The sequence below is a fragment of the Pontibacillus litoralis JSM 072002 genome, from assembly GCF_000775615.1.
Classification (GTDB): Bacteria; Bacillota; Bacilli; order Bacillales; family BH030062; genus Pontibacillus; species Pontibacillus litoralis.
Map to the genome: position 1 here is coordinate 17,145 of NZ_AVPG01000020.1, position 19,685 is coordinate 36,829.

Below are 19,685 nucleotides of genomic sequence, written 5' to 3' on the forward strand. Positions count from 1 at the left end.
CCATGTATCTTCTCTCATTTTTCCTTGTTACGGCAATCCATCGGTTGTGATAAAATAAGATTTGTCTGTCAGAGCGAAGCGAATATACTCAATTTATACAAAGGAGGAGAAGGTATGGGGCAAACGCCATTTATTGCGATTGAAGGACCAATTGGAGTTGGAAAGACATCCCTTGCCAATCAATTAGCCTCCCATTTTCAATTTACGTTATTAAAAGAAATTGTCGAAGAGAACCCATTTCTCGGAAAGTTTTATGACGATATTGAAGAGTGGAGTTTTCAAACGGAAATGTTTTTTCTTTGCAATCGATATAAGCAATTAGAAGATATCGAACAAAAACATTTAACTAACAAGCGAGCTGTTATTGCTGATTACCACATATCCAAAAATTTAATTTTTGCAGAACAAACGCTAAAAACTCATCAATTTGAAAAGTATGTACAAATATATGATATTTTGACGAAAGATATGCCAAAACCTAATATTATCATCTACTTAAACGCGAACCTTAATACGTTGTTAAAGCGTATTGAGAAGCGAGGAAGAGACATTGAACAAAATATACAGGCTAGCTACCTAGAACAACTTTCTGCCGATTATGAGCGATTTATGACGAAATTTGAGCTAGATCATCCGGATATCCCTGTTATTCATTTAGATGGAAATAAGCTAGATTTCATGAAATACCGAGATGATTTGACACATATTATCGATATCGTAGAGAAGCATGTAGCAAAAGGAGAGGAATCGAATTGAGTCGAAGAAATGAATACGGAATTCCTAGCGATGCGGTCATTACGATTGCTGGAACCGTCGGGGTAGGAAAATCAACGATGACAAGCGCGTTAGCCAATGCGTTAAACTTTCGTACATCACTAGAGAAAGTCGATACGAACCCTTATTTAGATAAATTTTATGATGATTTTGAACGTTGGAGCTTTCATTTACAAATCTATTTCTTAGCAGAGCGCTTTAAAGAACAGAAGAAAATCTTTGAATATGGTGGGGGATTTATTCAAGACCGTTCCATTTACGAGGATACAGGCATCTTCGCCAAGATGCACTACGAAAAAGGGACCATGAATGAAGTGGATTACGAAACGTACAAAGCGTTGTTTGATGCAATGGTGATGACGCCATACTTCCCTCATCCTGACTTGCTTATTTATTTAGAAGGATCCTTTGAAGAGATTTATACACGTATTCAAGAACGCGGTCGTGCTATGGAACAACAAACACCAATCGATTACTGGAAAGAGATGCATGAGCGTTATGAGAATTGGATTAATAACTTTAATGCATGTCCTGTCCTTCGGGTCAATATTGCTGATTATGACATTATGGAAAGTGAAAACTCCATCGATCCTGTATTAGAGAAAATCGGTCATTTCATTCAACATTCACGTAAATGGACTTCTCGACAATCCCTTTAAAAAAGGACGGATATACCCTTTAAGGTGCATATCCGTCTGTTTTTTATCATAAAAAAAGACACCTGATAACCAGATGCCTTCTATGTTATAAGTAAAATCGTTACGACAAACGATTTTCAATCTCCAATTTTTACGCGCATAAAAAATGGCGGAGGAGGAGGGATTCGAACCCCCGCGGGGCGTTAACCCCCTGTCGGTTTTCAAGACCGATCCCTTCAGCCGGGCTTGGGTACTCCTCCGTAACGACAAGTAATACTATATCATTGATTTAAATAAGTGTCAACAATCTATATCATTTTTTCGAAAAAGATGACGAATAAAGTCGACGTAATTACAATGTCGATTGTATCGAATATCCGGATGCAAATCAATCTTTTTCGAAAAAGAAATAACCGCAAGAAGGCGTGTGACATTCTCGCGGTTTATTCGTGTTATAAAGTAATAACTTCTTTACCACCCATATATGGACGAAGCACTTCTGGAATAATAACTGAACCGTCTTCTTGCTGATAATTTTCTAATATAGCTGCAACCGTTCTACCTACCGCTAATCCAGAACCGTTTAATGTATGAACAAATTCTGGCTTGCTTTGCTTCTCACGACGGAAGCGTATGCCAGCACGGCGAGCTTGGAAGTCTTCAAAGTTTGAACAAGAAGAAATTTCTCGATACGTGTTATAGCTTGGAAGCCATACTTCAATATCGTATTTCTTAGCTGCTGTAAAGCCTAAATCTCCTGTACACATGCTCATCACTCGGTACGGTAATTGTAAAAGCTGCAACACTTTCTCCGCATGCCCTGTAAGCAGTTCTAAAACGTCATAAGAATCCTCTGGCTTCACAAATTGCACAAGCTCTACTTTATTAAACTGATGCTGTCTTATTAATCCGCGTGTATCACGACCGGCTGATCCTGCCTCAGAGCGGAAGTTTGTGCTAAAGGCTACATATTTCTTTGGAAGCTCTGCCACATCTAGAATTTCTTCACGATGATAGTTGGTTACTGGTACTTCCGCTGTCGGTACTAAATAGTAATCCCATTCCTCTACTTTAAAAGCGTCCTCTTCGAATTTAGGCAGCTGTCCTGTACCAGTCATACTTGTGCGATTCACCATTTGTGGTGTAATCATTTCCTCGTAACCGTGCTCTTCGGCGTGTAGATCCATCATAAAGCTAATAAGCGCTCTTTCCAAACGCGCACCGAGTTTCTTATAAAAAGCAAAGCGGCTGCCTGTTACTTTAGATGCACGCTCAAAATCGACAATATCCAGCTCAGCTGCAATATCCCAATGTGCTTTCGGTTCAAATGCAAACGTTTTGATATCACCCCATTTGCGCACTACCACGTTGTCATCTTCATCCTCACCAACTGGAACACTTTCATGTGGAATATTTGGTATAGAAAGTAGTAACAATTCTAACTCTTGCTCTACTTCTTTCAATTGAGTATCAAACGCTGCAATTTTATCTCCGACTTCACGCATTTCCTTAATTAGGTCATCTGCGTCTTTTTTCTCTTTTTTCATTGTTGAAATTTGTTTAGACACTCCATTACGCTTCGCTTTAAGCTCTTCTGTTTCACGAATTAAGTCACGACGGCGCTCATCTAGCTCGCCAAACTTTGCTAAATCCGATAAGTCTTCTCCTCGTTTTTGCAACAATCCTTTAATTTCTTCAAAGTTACTACGTAAATGCTTTAAATCTAACATGATGGTTTCCTCCTTTGATTATTACATAAAAAAAACTCCCATCCCTATTATAAAAAGGGACGAGAGTTGTATTTCCCGCGATGCCACCCTACTTGGAAATAAACATGCTTATCTCCCGGCTCTGTTGATGAATAACGGCGCAAAACACCGGATACACTTACTTAACATTCAGCATATCAGCTCTAGGATGGATTCACAACTTCCTTCACTGGTTCACACCAACCACCAGCTCTCTGGAGAAAGAAACATTGTTACTATTTCCTATCATCGCGTTTCGTATAGGTTGATTGTCCCATTAATATAGCTAATTTCTCGTCATGATGCAAGTGTTTTCTTGGATTCCTCTACCATTTTCACGAAATGCCCTGTAAAACGATGATCATCCGTTAATTCTGGATGGAATGCACTTGCTAGTAACGTCCCTTGTTGTGCTGCTACAATTTTTCCATCATACGTAGCTAACACTTCTACAGCATCGCTAGCCTCTACAATATATGGAGCACGAATGAAGACAGCTTCATATTTATCTGCTATCCCTTTTATATTAAGCTCAGCTTCAAAGCTTGCTACTTGACGGCCAAAAGCATTGCGCTCCACAGTAACATCCATTACTTGCAAATGACCAAAGTCAGATCCTTCTATATGCTTCGCTAGCATAATTAAACCTGCGCACGTGCCATACATCGGCTTACCACTCTTGGCATATTGCTGTAATGGTTTCAGAAATTCATATTTATCAATTAGACGGCGCATCGTCGTACTTTCCCCACCTGGAAGAATAAGTCCATCTATGTCCTGTAATTGTTCCACACGCTTTATAACAATGCCTTCTACTCCATTCGCCTCTAACGAACGAATATGCTCACGAACAGCACCTTGTAAACCTAATACACCAATTTTCGTCATGATGCATACTCCTTTAATGTCGAATGATAGATCATTTATTCGCTACGATCTTGCATACGTGATTCAGGCGATAATGTGGACATCTCTATCCCTTTCATCGGAGTTCCTAATCCTTTAGAGAGCTCCCCAATTAACTTATAGTCATCGTAATGCGTTGTAGCTTCAACAATCGAGCGAGCAAATTGTTTCGGATTGTTCGATTTGAAAATACCAGATCCTACGAATACACCGTCAGCTCCTAACTGCATCATTAACGCCGCATCAGCTGGAGTAGCAATACCACCTGCAGCAAAGTTTACTACTGGCAGACGGCCTTCTTCTTTAATTTGGAATAAAAGCTGGTATGGAGCTCCGTGATCTCTTGCGAATGTCATAAGCTCATCTTCAGACATATTCACCACTTGACGAATTTGCGATTGTACTTCACGCATATGACGCACTGCCTCTACAATATTACCCGTACCAGGTTCTCCTTTCGTACGTAGCATCGAAGCACCTTCTGCAATACGGCGAGTTGCTTCCCCAATATTACGGCAGCCACACACGAACGGAACAGTATAGTCATCTTTCTTAATATGGAATACTTCATCAGCAGGAGTTAATACTTCACTCTCGTCAATATAATCTACACCCATAGCTTCTAGAACACGCGCTTCGACAATATGTCCAATTCGTGCTTTCGCCATTACTGGTATAGACACGGCGTTCATTACCTCTTCTACGATAGTAGGGTCTGCCATACGAGCTACCCCGCCAGCTGCACGAATATCAGCAGGTACACGCTCAAGCGCCATTACAGCTACTGCGCCTGCTTCCTCTGCAATCTTAGCTTGCTCTGCGTTTACGACGTCCATAATAACGCCGCCTTTTTGCATTTCTGCCATACCACGTTTAACACGATCGGTACCTGTTGTTGACATTATGAATTCCTCCCAGTTATCTATACATACTATTTAGTTTCGTGAATCTTGGATAAACAATATATCAAAAACATCCTAAACTTATCAGAACATTTGGATTCCACATTCTATTGTATCGTATAAGAGGTTACCTGCCTACCAAATAAACTTTTTAGAACCAGCCTGTTATTGTGTCGACAACACTATTGAATACATTACTAAAGAATTCTCCGATAGAACGCATAGATAGAGTGAACCAGTTCGCTTTTTCCACCGCTGTTTGCGTTACAACATCAACGGTTTGAGACTTAGGCGCGTCATCTGTAATGTAACCAAAGTCGTCGCCTTTATATTCAAGCTCTATCGTACCAACTTTTTCACCTTTTTCTACTGGTGCTGTTAGTTCGTTATCCTCATTGAATTTTGCTTGATCTAGATTATACGTAACACTGTATTGATCTGCTGTCCCTTTTTGGATAATGGTTTCTAACGGAGCAGCAGAAGCAATTTCAACAGCATCTTCTTTTCCTTTTGTTACGGCTAATGTAGATTCATTTTTAATCTGGTGGTTTGATGGATATAGCTCTTTTCGCTCAAATTGATTGTAACCATATTCCATTAATTTACGTGTTTCCTGAAAACGTTCTTGCTCACTATTTGTTTTCATTACAACCGTAATCAAACGCGTGCCATTACGTTCAGAAGTCCCCGTAAAGCAATAGCCTGCCGTATCAGTCCAGCCTGTCTTTAAGCCGTCCATGCCGTCAAAACTAAAGGCACCATCTTGAATTTCACTACCTGGTAACATCCAGTTTAAATTGTTTAACTGTTGTTCATCGAATGTTGTCGAAGGGATGCTAGATATCTCTAAAGCATCTGGAAAATCATTAATCAAATGATACGCTAACAATGCAGCAGAGCGAGCAGATAGAAGATTATCCGCATCGGGTTCTGTACCTTTCGGATAATTATCCCCTAAGTCTGAATTATGTAATCCAGTAGAATTAACAAATTCCGCTTCAGGTAAACCCATTTCCTTGGCTTTCTTATTCATCATTTTTACGAATTCGCCTTCGGAACCAGCGACTAATTCTGCTAACGTAATCGTTGTAGCATTATCCGAATTAATAGCCATTGCCTCGTACAATTCACGTACAGTGTAATCCTTTTGTTGGGTTAAACCAACACCCGAAAAACTAGTATTAGCTGAAATACTATAAGCATAATCTGAGATTTGTGTCGTTGTATCCCACTTAATTTTACCTTCCTCTATTGCTTCTAAGACGAGATATTCAGACATCATCTTCGTCATACTTGCAGGTGGCAATATCATGTCAGCATTTTTCTCAAATAATATTTTTCCTGTATCTGCATCTACTAAAATGGCAGATTTCGCTTTTACATCTACTGCAGCTGATGCTGGCATTGGATTGCCTATCATTGTAGTAAATGCAACAAGCATAATGGTAAGTAGTAAAAACGATGATTTTAATCTATGTTTCAAGCCCTTTCACCCTCCAATAATGTTTGTGTGCATGAAATTATTTTATCACAGGAAAGCAAAGAATAGAAACAAGACTTTAAACCCACCACTCCATTTTCACACTTTTTAAAAAAAGATAAACAATGCAAAACAAATAAAGATCCTAACACCGTGAAGATGCTAGGACCTTTTCGTTCTTATAAGGAATAGTTTGGTGCTTCTTTCGTCACTTGAACATCATGTGGATGGCTTTCTTTCAAGCCGGCATTCGTAATACGAGTAAATTGCGCATCTTTTCTTAACACTTCTAATGATGCCGTTCCGCAGTACCCCATACCTGCTCGTAATCCACCAATAAGCTGATGAATCGTATCGGCAAGTGGTCCTTTATATGGAACTCGTCCTTCGATACCCTCAGGCACAAGTTTGTTTACTTTTTCCGTTTCTTGGAAATATCGGTCTTTAGAGCCTGATTGCATCGCCCCAACAGATCCCATACCACGATACACTTTAAAACGACGACCTTGGAAGATTTCCGTTTGACCAGGACTTTCTGTTACACCAGCAAATATACTACCTAACATAACAGCACGCGCACCTGCCGCTAACGCTTTTGCCACATCTCCTGAGTACTTAATACCACCGTCCGCAATTATCGGGATATCGTATTTATCAGCTTCTTTTGCACATTCATATATAGCAGAGATTTGTGGTACTCCTACACCTGCTACGACACGGGTCGTACAAATAGATCCTGGACCAATGCCTACTTTTACTACATTCGCACCTGCTTCAATTAACGCTCTAGTTCCTTCAGGTGTTGCTACATTACCCGCAATAATCATTAGATCTGGATACTGATTACGTATTTTAGCAATTTGATTTAGAACACCTGCGGAATGTCCGTGTGCTGTATCGATGACAATGGCATCCACACTAGCTTCTACTAGCTTGGCAATCCGCTTATCTGCATCCGCAGTAATACCGACAGCAGCAGCAGCTAATAAGCGCCCTTGCGCATCTTTAGCAGAGTTAGGGAATTCAATGACTTTCTCAATATCTTTAATCGTGATAAGCCCTTTTAATACACCTTCATCATCTACTAGAGGCAGCTTTTCAATTTTGTAAGATTGAAGAATTTTTTCTGCTTCTTCTAACGTCGTTCCAACTGGTGCAGTTACAAGGTTATCAGATGTCATCACTTCTGAAATCAAAATGGAGTAATCTTGAATAAAGCGAAGATCACGGTTTGTCAAAATACCAACGAGCTTTTGATCATCTACATTATTAACAATTGGCACGCCAGAAATGCGATATTTACCCATTAAATGTTCTGCATCATACACTTGGTTGTTCGGTGTTAAGAAAAATGGGTTCGTTATGACACCACTTTCACTACGTTTTACACGATCAACATGCTCTGCTTGTTCCTCAATGGACATGTTCTTGTGTATAACACCCAGCCCACCTTGACGAGCCATTCCAATCGCCATAGAAGCTTCCGTAACCGTATCCATTCCAGCACTAATTAACGGAATATTTAGCTTTAACGTTGAGGAAAGCTCCGTATTTACATTCACTTCCTTCGGTAATACATCAGACTTTGCTGGTACTAATAGCACATCATCAAAAGTCAAACTTTCCTTTCCAAACTTATCTTCACGCATAAGACCCCTCCTCATATTATTTTTCATGGTATACGGGAAAGTTGGTCATACTAAACTTAACCCGTTCGAATATTATATATTTTTACTAACAATACGATAACCAAACAGTATTTTCAACTGTTTTTGAGGAGGGAAAGCTCGTTTATGAATACACGGAATATTCAGTCCTTTATGGAGTATATACAATCCGCTCCTTCTGCCCAACAATATCTCGTCCATTGTTATCGAAACCTGTTATCCATTGATCCTGAACAACAAAGCTTTTTAAATGCGTATCGATTCATATATTTTTTGCAACATGGCTCGACTTATTATGCGCAAGGAAAAATAGCTCCGTTAGCTGTTAAACCGATGCTATTATTTTACGGAATGGGCCATTTATTGAAAGCATTACTATTAACCAAACGACCTCATTATCCGGAAAATACGAGCGTTCTTGCCCACGGCGTTTCCACTAGAAAAAGAAAAAAACAAAACTACTCCTTCCTCGAAGATGAAGTAAAAGTGCAATATAAAGGATTCTTTCCTTATTTTGCAGACCATATGTTTCACGTGAAACAATTTATGCAAGAAAAATATACAATGGCTAATTTGTTCAAACGAATTCCTGAGCTTCAACCATTATATCAAGCAGCGAAACAACAGCAGCATATCTTCTATTTAGGCCCTTTAAACAGCAATCATTGGAGTATTTCGGAGAGAATTTTAAATGATTATAACTGGACATTTCCCTACTTCACCAAATGTATGAAAGCAGCTTGTCCTGAAGTCGATGCGATTACTCTATCAAAAAAAAATATTGTATGTTCCCTTGCTAAATGTGTAAAAAACCCTAACCATTCCTACTTTTATTACGATCGATTAAAGAAACAGTTAACCATTTCTAGATATCGAACACACTTCGAACCGTTTCCAGAACTGTTAGTGCATTATTTACTATTGTATAACTTAAGTATGATATGTCGATATGAGACGGAATGGTGGGGAGATCAGCTTCACTCTTTTTCAAGCGATGATATTGTTTATATCAAATCATTTCTAACAATTACCGAGGAAAAAGTACCGTTATTAGTTGGAGCAGCTTTAGAAAGTGCTTGGCACCACGAAAACTAGACCTATGAACATCATAGGCCTAATTCGTTATTATACGATTACAATACTTCCTGAATGTGTAAATGAGGATGGTGCTGAAGATGAATAATTTCATCAGTATGTTGCAAACGAATCATCGGACGTGTTGGATGTTTCGCTTCTGTAAAAATAATTTCTCCTACCGTATTATCATTTAATTTAATACGCGTTCCAGTCATACTACTAAGGAAACTATCCATAAGCGCCTTCACAATGCGGTGATCAAATTTACCAAATTGGTCATGTGTAATAGCCTCTATCACTTTAAATGGTGACTGTTTAGAGCGATATAACCGTTCAGAAGTCATCGCATGATACGTATCACAAACTGCAATAATTTTGCCATACGTATGTATTTTATTTGCTCTTAAGCCGATTGGATAACCACTACCATCGATTCGTTCATGATGCTGTAATACGCCTAATAAAACAGCATGTTTCAACACTTTGCTATTTTCAATCATGCGATAGGAATACGTAGGGTGTTTTTTTATGTCTTCAAATTCATTCGTCGTTAATGGTTTCATTTTGTGTAATATGTGAGGATCTATTTTCGCCATACCACAATCACTTAATACACCCGCTAAACCGATTTGAATGACTTCCCCTTTACTATACTTCAATTGTCTTGCAATCAAAGCAGCAAGTAGCCCAACTGCTACGCTGTGATGGTAAAGGTAGTCTTCCTTTGTTGAAAATCGATGCATTTTTAAAATTTCTAGGCGATTTTGTTGAGCTTCATTAATTAAAGGAACTATTAGCTGTCGAACTTTAACGACATCTACTGGTGAACCTGCTTGCCATTGACGAAACATGAGCTTGTATTTTTGAACGGTTTCAAGGTAATGATGGATAAACGATGTCTCATATACTTGTTCAGTGGCTGGAGATTCTTCCTCTAGCGTCTCGATGTTTTTAATAGTTTCTCCATCAGCAAAACGATGACTAATTTCCACTTCATCGATTAAAAATTTGTGTAATATGGTTATATGTATCGGCTTGACTACAGTGTTCTTGCTAATAATAGGATAGTTAGTATAGCCCCACACATCTTTCACGATGATATTCCCTGCTTCGAGTTGGCTTGGATGTACTCGCATAGAATCACTTCCTACAAAGATAGTAAAAAAAGAGGATCACAATACTATGTGTATCCTCTTTTTCCTTCAACTTACTCAGACGGTGTTGGATCATTTTCTTCTGAAGTTACTTCTTCTATTTCATTGTTTTCGTCTTCCTTAATGTCTTCGTCCTCTTCACTCGCAATACGTGCTACAGTGGCAACCTCTGCTCCATCTTTAAGCGATATAAGTTTCACACCTTGTGTGTTTCTTCCTGTTTGGGATACGGATTCAACAGACATACGAATTAAGACTCCGTCCTCCGTCATGATCATAATATCTTCATCACCTGATACAGACTTCACAGCGACAACGTCACCATTACGTTCTGTTAGATTACATGTAAGAACACCTTTGCCGCCTCGTCCTGTAATACGATAATCTTCAGCAGGCGTTCGTTTACCAAATCCTTTTGTCGTAACGTTTAACACTTGCAAGCCATCTTCAATGATTTCCATTGAGACAACTTCATCAGCGCCCCGCAAGGAGATTCCTTTGACCCCAGCTGCACTTCGTCCCATTGTACGTACATCTTCTTCAGGGAAACGGATGAGATAGCCACCTTTTGTCCCTATCATAATGTGTTTCTTCCCATCTGTTAATCGGACGGAAATAAGCTCGTCTTCTTCTTTCAACGTAAGTGCGATTAATCCGCCACGACGAATGTTCGCAAATTGTGATAGCGTTGTTCGTTTGGAAATCCCATTCTTTGTTGTGAAGAATAAATACCAATCATCGACAAAGTCCTCAACAGGAATTACAGCGTTTACCCATTCTCCCTTTTCAACTTCTAATAGATTAATAATGGGGAGCCCTTTCGCTGTTCGGCTGAATTCTGGAATTTCGTACCCTTTGGCTCGATATACTTTACCTTTATTTGTAAAGAAGAGAATGGTATTGTGCGTTGACGTAGAAAGTAAATGTTCTACGAAATCATCCTCATTTGTACCCATTCCTTGTATGCCACGGCCACCACGTCTTTGCGAACGATACGTTGAAGCTGGCAAGCGTTTTATATACCCTTTATGGGTTAACGTTACAATAATCGTTTCTTCAGGTATTAAATCCTCGTCTTCTATATCTACACCGCCTGATACGATATCTGTGCGGCGTTGATCATTAAAACGCTCTTTAATCTCCATTAGTTCTTCACGAATAATCTCTAACACTTTCTCCTTATCAGCTAGAATTGCTTGTAATTCTTTAATAAGTTGAACAAGATCTTGATACTCGCCCTCGATTTTCTCTCGTTCTAAACCTGTCAAACGCTGCAGTCGCATATCTAATATCGCTTGTGCTTGTTTATCCGTTAGATCGTAATTCGTCATTAAACCTTCTTTTGCAATATCTGCTGTTTGTGATTGACGAATTAACGTAATAATTTCATCAATATGATCTAGTGCAATGCGTAACCCTTCTAGAATATGGGCACGAGCCTGTGCTTTCTTTAATTCATATTCTGTTCTTCTACGGATTACGACTTGTTGATGATCTAAATAATACTGTAACGTTTGCTTTAAATTCAAGACTTTAGGATGACCATCTACTAAAGCAAGCATGTTAATTCCAAAAGAGGTTTGTAATGCTGTTTGTTTATATAAATTATTTAATATGACACTAGCATTAACGTCTCGACGTAGCTCAATAACCACTCGCATGCCTTCACGGTCTGATTCATCCCTTAAATCGGTAATACCGTCAATCTTCTTATCACGAACAAGATCTGCAATTTTTTCAATTAATTTTGCTTTATTTACTTGGAAAGGCAATTCATGAACGATAATACGCGTTTTGCCATTCGCTAATTCTTCAATGAAAGATTTAGCACGTATCGTGATAGAGCCTTTCCCTGTTTCATAAGCTTTACGGATGCCGCTTCGTCCAAGAATTTCTCCACCTGTTGGGAAGTCTGGTCCGAAGAGGTAATCTGTCATTAATTCATCAATCGTAATATCTGCATCTTTACTTACTGCTAATACAGCATCAATTACTTCTCCTAATTGATGGGGAGGGATATTCGTTGCCATCCCAACGGCGATACCACTCGCTCCGTTCACTAGTAAATTAGGGAATCGAGAAGGTAATACAACGGGTTCTCTCTCGGATCCGTCATAATTATCAATGTAGTCTATCGTATCTTTGTTAATATCACGTAATAATTCCATCGAAATCTTGGACATGCGTGCTTCTGTGTAACGCATGGCTGCTGCTGCATCTCCGTCTACAGATCCGAAGTTACCATGCCCATCTACGAGCATATACCGATAGTTAAAGTCTTGTGCCATACGAACCATGGCATCGTATACTGCTGAATCACCATGTGGGTGGTATTTACCAATGACATCACCGACGATACGAGCTGACTTCTTATATGCCTTGTCTGAATGCATACCTAAATCATGCATAGCATACAAAATCCTTCTGTGTACAGGCTTTAATCCATCACGAACATCTGGTAAAGCACGAGATACGATAACGCTCATCGCATAATCTAAAAAGGATGTTTTCATTTCTTGACTAATATTAATTTCTTCTACCTGGGGACGTTGTTGATCCACTATAACGACCTCCTATCAAAAATGGGAGCACTCAGAATATGTCCTATCTTCCAAAAGCACATATTCTGACTAACTCCGTACCATGTCCTCATCTATATTCAGCTTGCACACCCTAGCAGATTGTTTTATTTCTAATGCTCCGATCGGGTCCGCTATGCTTATCGTTTATACATCTAAGTTTTTAACGTATTGGGCGTTATCTTGGATAAAATTACGACGTGGTTCTACTTTATCACCCATTAAAATTTCAAACGTTTCATCTGCTTCAATAGCATCTTCTAATCCGACTTGTAATAATGTACGGGAGTCTGGATTCATCGTTGTTTCCCACAGCTGTTCGGCATTCATTTCGCCTAAACCTTTGTAACGCTGCAATCCAGGTTTCGGCGTTTTTGGTAATGCCTCTAGTCGCGCTTCCATCTCTTTATCGTTGTATGCATAATAAACAGCTTTCCCTTGTTTTATTTGATACAACGGTGGTTGAGCAATATACACATAACCAAATTCTAATAGTGGGCGCATATATCGATAAAAGAACGTCAATAATAAAGTTCGAATGTGAGCACCATCTACATCAGCATCGGTCATAATAACCACTTTATGATAGCGTGCTTTCGTAATATCGAATTCTTCGCCGATACCTGTTCCAAGTGCTGTAATAATAGAGCGTACTTCATTATTAGACAGAATTTTATCTAGTCGCGCTTTTTCGACGTTAATTATTTTTCCACGCAAAGGAAGAATGGCTTGAAAATGACGATTACGACCTTGTTTAGCGGAACCACCTGCGGAATCCCCCTCTACTACGTACAACTCGCTTATTTCAGCATCTTTAGAAGCACAATCTGCTAATTTACCTGGCAAATTGGATACTTCTAATGCACTTTTTCGACGAGTTAATTCTCTTGCTTTTTTAGCTGCTGCACGAGCACGTGATGCCATTAATCCTTTTTCAACAATTTTCTTTGCTGTATCCGGATTTTCAAACATAAATTGAGAAAAGTGCTCATTAAAAATATTGTCTGTCACCGTTCTCGCTTCACTGTTTCCAAGCTTTGTTTTCGTTTGTCCTTCAAACTGTGGATCTGGATGCTTAATCGAAATAATGGCCGTTAACCCTTCTCGCACATCATCTCCAGTTAAGTTTGGATCATTTTCTTTAAACATTTGATTGCGACGAGCATAATCATTAATGACTCGTGTCAATGCTGTTTTAAACCCAGATTCGTGCGTACCACCTTCATACGTATGAATATTGTTGGCAAAAGAATAAATATTGCTTACGAAGCCGTCGTTGTATTGTAACGCTACTTCTACACTAATATTATCACTTTCACTTTCTACATATACCGGCTCATGCAATGCTTCACGAGTACGATTTAAATGCTCTACGTAGGAAATAACGCCTCCTTCGTAGTAAAATTCTCTCGTTTCATTATCTGTATCCCTTTTATCTACAATGGAAATCCGAAGTCCCTTATTTAAAAAAGCTAATTCTCTTAAGCGAGTAGCTAATGTTTCAAAATTATATTCTTTCGTTTCTGTGAAGATTTCTTCATCAGGATTAAAACGAATGCGCGTTCCAGTCTTTTCCGTCGTGCCTACCACTTTTAAATCTCCAGCTGGAACTCCACGGTGATATTTCTGATAATGAATCTGTCCATCTAAGTGAACGAACACCTCAAGCTCACTTGATAAAGCATTTACGACTGAAGCACCTACCCCGTGTAAGCCACCAGAAACTTTGTAGCCACCGCCACCAAACTTCCCTCCCGCGTGTAACACGGTCAAAATAACCTCAACAGCTGGTCGATTTGCTTTCTTGTGCATCCCTACTGGAATACCACGGCCATTATCCGTTACAGAGATACTATTATCTTCCTCAATCGTTACTTCAATGTGATCACAATATCCAGCTAAGGCTTCATCTATACTGTTATCCACAATTTCCCAAACTAAATGATGAAGTCCTCTTTCATTAGTCGAGCCAATATACATACCTGGACGCTTTCTAACAGCTTCCAAACCTTCTAACACTTGTATTTGACTTTCATCATATGATTGCTGCTCTAATTGTTTATCTTCCATCGTCATGCTCTCACCTACACTTCTTTCAACAGGTTATATTTCAAATTTATTCAGCAAATCCCTCTGAAAAATCTTCTATTTTATTCAATGTCGTGGAAATATTTGCTCGTTTTTTAAGAGTCACGACAGATAACGGGCTGAAATAGATATATTCTTTCGTTATAACAATTGATTTCGGCTCTGCATTTAGTGCATCATACACACGTTGGTTATTTCGTTGATTACGCACCATCTCCTCTACTATAGTAGTCGAAGAATAAAGGTCATAATCAATAATCGCGATGACATCATCGGATTGTAATACGAATTCCTCTCCAATATGAATAAACACCAATACCCCTCATTTCTTCTGCGAAACATTTCCTTGCGTCACATAGAATATATCCGCTTGTTTCAGCGTTTCGTGCTCAATACCATCTACGCTTGTTGTAGAAACAAACGTTTGAACCTTCCCTTGAATACTGTTCAATAGATGAGATTGTCTAAAATCATCTAGTTCACTTAATACATCATCCAACAACAAAATAGGATATTCTCCAACTTCGCTATGGATTAATTCAATTTCAGCAAGTTTTAAAGAAAGAGCTGTCGTTCGTTGTTGTCCTTGAGAACCGTATGTCTGTACATCTTTTCCGTTCACATAAAAAATCAAATCATCGCGGTGAGGACCAACTAACGAGGTTCCTCGCTCTATTTCTTTTTGTTCTATTTCAGTAAATTTATCTTGAAATACTCTTATCATTGTGGACAAATCGACGTCCTCTGATACATCTATACTTGCATCATAAGCGATTTCTAACTGTTCAAGCTGCCGGCTTATCCCTTCATGGATTGGAGCTGCCCATTTTCTCAATAAGCGGAGGAATTTCATCCGCCTCCTAACAATGGTTGCTGCATGCTCGATTAATTGTTCTGTTAAAACATAAAGCATCGTCCGATCAGCATCTTGTTTGCGTTGTAAATCTTTCAATAAATGATTTCGTTGCTTTAAAATCTTTTGGTACTGTCCTAAATGATAAATGTATGCAGGTTGAATTTGACCAATTTCCATATCTATAAAACGACGTCGAACCTGAGGACTTCCTTTCACTAAGTTTAAGTCTTCAGGTGCAAACATAACAACATTAAGTGCCCCAATATAATCACTTAACCGTTTTTGCTCTAAATGATTTAATTTCGCTTTCTTTCCTTTGCGAGAGACGACAATTTCTAGTGGTAAGCTACGATTACGTTTAACTACATTCCCTTTTATTTTAGCATATTCTTGCTCCCACATGATAAGTTCTTTATCACGAGGTGTACGATGGGATTTTGAAAAGGCTAAAACGTAAATAGCTTCCATCAGATTCGTTTTGCCTTGGGCGTTCTCCCCAATAATCACATTTACTTTATCATCAAAGGTTAAATTTAAGCTTTGATAATTCCGGTAATTTCTTAGTGTTAATTGTTCGATATGCATTAGGATTCCCCTTTTAGCTCTGTTGAGAATTATTTCTCTTCGACAACAACATAGCTTCCTATCCCTTCAATTTCTACAACATCTCCGTCGTACAATTTTCTACCACGCCGATTATCTCTTTCTCCATTCACAGTTACGACATATTCTGACAGAAACCATTTAGCCATGCCACCAGTATCAATTACATTAGACTTTTGTAAAAATTTACCCAACTGAATCATTTCTGTTTGTATTTCTACACGTTCTTGCATTTACTTCACCCTATTTATATATAATTTGACCTTCTATCTATTTTACTAAAGAAAGTCATATAAGAAAAGCAAGGGTGTCATTACCCCTGCTTCTTTAGAAAATATTATGCTGAAATTTAGTACGTTCTCACCGGAAGAATAAGCTGTAGAATTTCGTCGTTATCCATTGGACGAATCAAAAATGGGCGCATAGCACCAGTAAATTGAATATTCACTTTTTCTGTATCCATTACTTTCAGTGCATCCATCATGTATTTGGCACTAAAGGATATTTTTAAATCTTCTCCCTCAAGTGATTCCGCTTGAAATTCCTCTTCCACTTTACCAACTTCTGGTGAATTACTTGATATTTCAATTTGATTATTCGTTCTCGTTGTTAATTTCACAACACTGTTACGGTTTTCTTTCGCTAATAACGCGGCACGGTCAATCGAGTGAAGCAACTCTTTCGTATCAACTTGAATCATTGTTTTTGTTTGATCTGGAATAAGTCTCGATGTTTCAGGATAATTACCGTCTAACAAACGAGAAAGGAAATATAAATGTTGTGTGCGGAATAATATTTGGTTCTCTGTCACACTTATTTCAATCGTCTCTTGAGAATCAGCTAATATTTTGTTTAATTCTGTTAAGCTTTTTCCCGGTATAACAACATTTTGGAAAGATACGTTGTTTGCATTTTCTTGCATTGGTATTTTTCGAGAAGCTAAACGGTGACTATCTGTCGCCACAAATTGTAATTCGCCATTTTCGACAATCATATTTACTCCTGTCAAGATAGGGCGTGTTTCTGACGTGGACACTGCAAATACAGTCTGACGGATTAAGCCTTTTAGTAAATCAATCGGTAATTCGAAACTTTGTTCAGCTTGTACTTGTGGAAGTAATGGGTATTCTTCTGCATCCTGGCCGTTTAAATGAAATTCCGCACTACCAGAACGAACGCTAACATTTGCATGATCATCCACTTCTAATTCTACCGTTTGTTGTGGTAGCTTGCGAACAATATCAGGAAAATACTTTGCTTGTAAAACAATACTTCCTGGTTGAATATTTTCGACATAAACAATACCGTTTTGTTCAATTGGGATGAAGGACTCAATCGATATATCTGAATTGCTTCCTGTTAACTTTACGCCATGTTCTGTTGCCTCTACTTTCATACCTGTTAGGATTGGAATCGTTGTTCTAGACGAGATAGCTTTCATTACATCTTGTACGCTTTCCATAAGTTGATCCCTTTGGATGGTAAATTTCATTGCGTTATTCCTCCTAATGGATGTATCTCTTTATTATATTAATTATTTATTTAAAAAAACAGTAGTAGTAATATAGGCTGTGGATTTGTGAATAACTACAAGAAACCCTACAGCGCCTAAGTTATACACATGTGGATAGATTGTGGACAACCGCAAGGATAAAAAGAGAGTTATGCACATGGTGATAACTCTTTATGGAGACTTTATGGTTTCCGTTAGTTCATCTAAATCCTTCTGTAATTGCGAATCATTTGTTATTGCTTTTGAAATTTTTTCGTGCGCATGTATGACCGTTGTGTGGTCACGTCCACCAAATTCTTCTCCAATTTTCGGCAAAGAAAAATCCGTCATTTCTCTAGATAAGTACATAGCTATTTGTCTAGGAAATGCAATTGATTTTGTTCTTTTTTTCGCTGCGAAATCTTCAATTTTAATGTTATATTTCTCCGCGACAACTTCTTGAATTCCTTGAATTGTAACCACTTTAGGCTTCGAACTAGGAATAATATCCTTTAACGCTTCGGCTGCTAAGGAAGCATCAATATCAGAATTAATTAAGGAAGAATATGCAACGACACGAATTAACGCTCCTTCTAGTTCTCGAATATTGGTATCAATCTGATTGGCAATATAGAGCATGACTTCATTTGGAATGTCTAACCCTTCTGCTTTAGCTTTTTTACGTAATATTGCAATACGTGTTTCTAAATCAGGAGGTGTAATATCCGTTATAAGACCCCATTCAAAGCGGGAACGTAAACGATCTTCTAATGTAGGAATTTCTTTAGGTGGTCGATCACTAGAAATAATAATTTGCTTATTGTTTTCATGTAACGTATTAAAGGTATGGAAGAATTCTTCTTGCGTTTGTTCTTTTCCAGCTAGAAACTGAATATCATCTATTAAAAGCACGTCCACATTTCGATATTTATTGCGAAAATGAACGGCTTTGTTATCTCGAATAGAGTTAATAAATTCGTTCGTAAACTTCTCAGAAGAAAGGTATACTACTTTAGCTGCTGGATTATGATCAAGAACGTAATGACCAATTGCGTGCATTAAGTGTGTCTTACCTAATCCTACCCCCCCATATATAAACAAAGGGTTATACGCCCTAGCTGGTGCTTCTGCTACTGCTAGAGATGCGGCATGGGCAAATCTATTTCCAGAACCAATAACAAATGTATCAAATGTATATTTCGAATTAAGCATACTTTGTGGTGATTCCTCTTGGTCATTGGTATTTACTTGTTGATTCTTCATGGCGGGTTTTACATCATCTAATGTTTCGTCTTTCGTCTCTGGAATAATGAATTTCGTACGTAGTTTTGCACCGGTTACTTCATAGAGAGTTTCGGAAATGAGCGTTGCATAACGACTTTCCAACCAATCGCGGGCAAATTCATTGGGTGCGACGATGATAAGCGTATCCTCTACTAACGAATCAGCTTTTGTACTTTTTAGCCACGTTTCAAAGCTCGGCTTGCTAATTTTCTCTTCTATATTGGTTAATGTACTTTTCCAGAGCTCATTTATATTTTCCAAGTTATTTCACCCCTTTCATCAATAGAAAAAAACGTGTATAGAACGGTGTCGCGGTTATTTGTCGGGTTTTAAAAGAAACAAAAAAGAGCCTCGCGTTTCTTTCCTTTATAGAGAACGAAGCATTCCAGAAAAGAAAGATCCGGAGGTGTTTGTACAACTTTTGTTTAAGGTCAGAG

General features: G+C 38.5%; 16 protein-coding genes, 1 tRNA gene and 1 other annotated feature. Of the genes, 3 read left to right on the plus strand and 14 right to left on the minus strand.

The features are described 5' to 3' along the window. Nucleotides 1-114 precede the first annotated feature (114 nt). Nucleotides 115-756 (plus strand): deoxynucleoside kinase, encoded by a 642-nt coding sequence (locus tag N784_RS11915; protein ID WP_036835191.1) that lies wholly within the window; start codon nt 115-117, stop codon nt 754-756. Then, entirely contained in the window at nt 753-1,433 is a 681-nt protein-coding gene (locus N784_RS11920; RefSeq protein WP_036835194.1) for a deoxynucleoside kinase, read from the plus strand. The genes N784_RS11915 and N784_RS11920 overlap by 4 nt, the downstream gene beginning before the upstream one ends. Nucleotides 1,434-1,579: 146 nt before the next feature. Here the strand turns inward: N784_RS11920 and N784_RS11925 are convergent. The 6 genes from N784_RS11925 to guaB all read right to left on the minus strand — a co-directional run bounded on the left by N784_RS11925 (nt 1,580) and on the right by guaB (nt 8,097). Beyond that, a tRNA-Ser gene (locus N784_RS11925) sits at nt 1,580-1,672 on the minus strand. A 192-nt stretch (nt 1,673-1,864) separates the two neighbouring features. Next, the gene (serS, locus tag N784_RS11930; protein ID WP_036835196.1) at nt 1,865-3,142 is read right to left on the minus strand and encodes a serine--tRNA ligase; all 1,278 of its coding nucleotides are present in this window, start codon (nt 3,140-3,142) and stop codon (nt 1,865-1,867) included. Between the two features lie 52 nt (nt 3,143-3,194). Continuing rightward, nucleotides 3,195-3,419, minus strand: a binding site (T-box leader). Between the two features lie 38 nt (nt 3,420-3,457). Beyond that, entirely contained in the window at nt 3,458-4,048 is a 591-nt protein-coding gene (pdxT, locus tag N784_RS11935) for a pyridoxal 5'-phosphate synthase glutaminase subunit PdxT (protein WP_036835198.1), read from the minus strand. 35 nt (nt 4,049-4,083) lie between these two features. Next, nucleotides 4,084-4,968, minus strand: coding sequence for a pyridoxal 5'-phosphate synthase lyase subunit PdxS (gene pdxS, locus N784_RS11940; protein ID WP_036835200.1), 885 nt, complete (start codon nt 4,966-4,968; stop codon nt 4,084-4,086). Nucleotides 4,969-5,119: 151 nt separating this feature from the next. Then, nucleotides 5,120-6,451 carry a serine hydrolase gene (locus N784_RS11945; protein ID WP_036835203.1) on the minus strand — a complete coding sequence of 444 codons (1,332 nt, stop codon included), beginning with the start codon at nt 6,449-6,451 and terminating at the stop codon, nt 5,120-5,122. Between the two features lie 176 nt (nt 6,452-6,627). Next, nucleotides 6,628-8,097 (minus strand): IMP dehydrogenase, encoded by a 1,470-nt coding sequence (guaB, locus tag N784_RS11950; protein ID WP_036835205.1) that lies wholly within the window; start codon nt 8,095-8,097, stop codon nt 6,628-6,630. Nucleotides 8,098-8,241: 144 nt separating this feature from the next. On the opposite strand from guaB, the gene N784_RS11955 reads away from it, so the two are divergent. Further along, entirely contained in the window at nt 8,242-9,210 is a 969-nt protein-coding gene (locus N784_RS11955) for a YaaC family protein (RefSeq protein ID WP_036835207.1), read from the plus strand. Between the two features lie 38 nt (nt 9,211-9,248). On the opposite strand, the gene N784_RS11960 is transcribed toward N784_RS11955, so the two are convergent. The 8 genes from N784_RS11960 to dnaA all read right to left on the minus strand — a co-directional run bounded on the left by N784_RS11960 (nt 9,249) and on the right by dnaA (nt 19,509). After that, the gene (locus N784_RS11960) at nt 9,249-10,328 is read right to left on the minus strand and encodes an HD-GYP domain-containing protein (RefSeq protein WP_036835209.1); all 1,080 of its coding nucleotides are present in this window, start codon (nt 10,326-10,328) and stop codon (nt 9,249-9,251) included. A 71-nt stretch (nt 10,329-10,399) separates the two neighbouring features. Continuing rightward, a complete protein-coding gene (gyrA, locus tag N784_RS11965) occupies nt 10,400-12,859 on the minus strand; it encodes a DNA gyrase subunit A (RefSeq protein ID WP_052127294.1) in 2,460 nt (819 codons plus the stop codon). A gap of 213 nt (nt 12,860-13,072) precedes the next feature. Then, nucleotides 13,073-15,001 carry a DNA topoisomerase (ATP-hydrolyzing) subunit B gene (gene gyrB / locus N784_RS11970; protein ID WP_036835212.1) on the minus strand — a complete coding sequence of 643 codons (1,929 nt, stop codon included), beginning with the start codon at nt 14,999-15,001 and terminating at the stop codon, nt 13,073-13,075. 40 nt (nt 15,002-15,041) lie between these two features. Then, nucleotides 15,042-15,326 (minus strand): extracellular matrix regulator RemB, encoded by a 285-nt coding sequence (remB, locus tag N784_RS11975; protein WP_036835214.1) that lies wholly within the window; start codon nt 15,324-15,326, stop codon nt 15,042-15,044. A 9-nt stretch (nt 15,327-15,335) separates the two neighbouring features. Next, the gene (recF, locus tag N784_RS11980) at nt 15,336-16,454 is read right to left on the minus strand and encodes a DNA replication/repair protein RecF (protein WP_036835217.1); all 1,119 of its coding nucleotides are present in this window, start codon (nt 16,452-16,454) and stop codon (nt 15,336-15,338) included. A gap of 29 nt (nt 16,455-16,483) precedes the next feature. Then, nucleotides 16,484-16,705: a S4 domain-containing protein YaaA gene (yaaA, locus tag N784_RS11985; RefSeq protein WP_036835220.1), complete on the minus strand. Its 222-nt coding sequence runs from the start codon at nt 16,703-16,705 to the stop codon at nt 16,484-16,486. A gap of 116 nt (nt 16,706-16,821) precedes the next feature. Then, nucleotides 16,822-17,964, minus strand: coding sequence for a DNA polymerase III subunit beta (gene dnaN / locus N784_RS11990; protein WP_036835222.1), 1,143 nt, complete (start codon nt 17,962-17,964; stop codon nt 16,822-16,824). 192 nt (nt 17,965-18,156) lie between these two features. Further along, nucleotides 18,157-19,509, minus strand: coding sequence for a chromosomal replication initiator protein DnaA (dnaA, locus tag N784_RS11995; protein ID WP_036835225.1), 1,353 nt, complete (start codon nt 19,507-19,509; stop codon nt 18,157-18,159). Nucleotides 19,510-19,685: the final 176 nt, after the last annotated feature.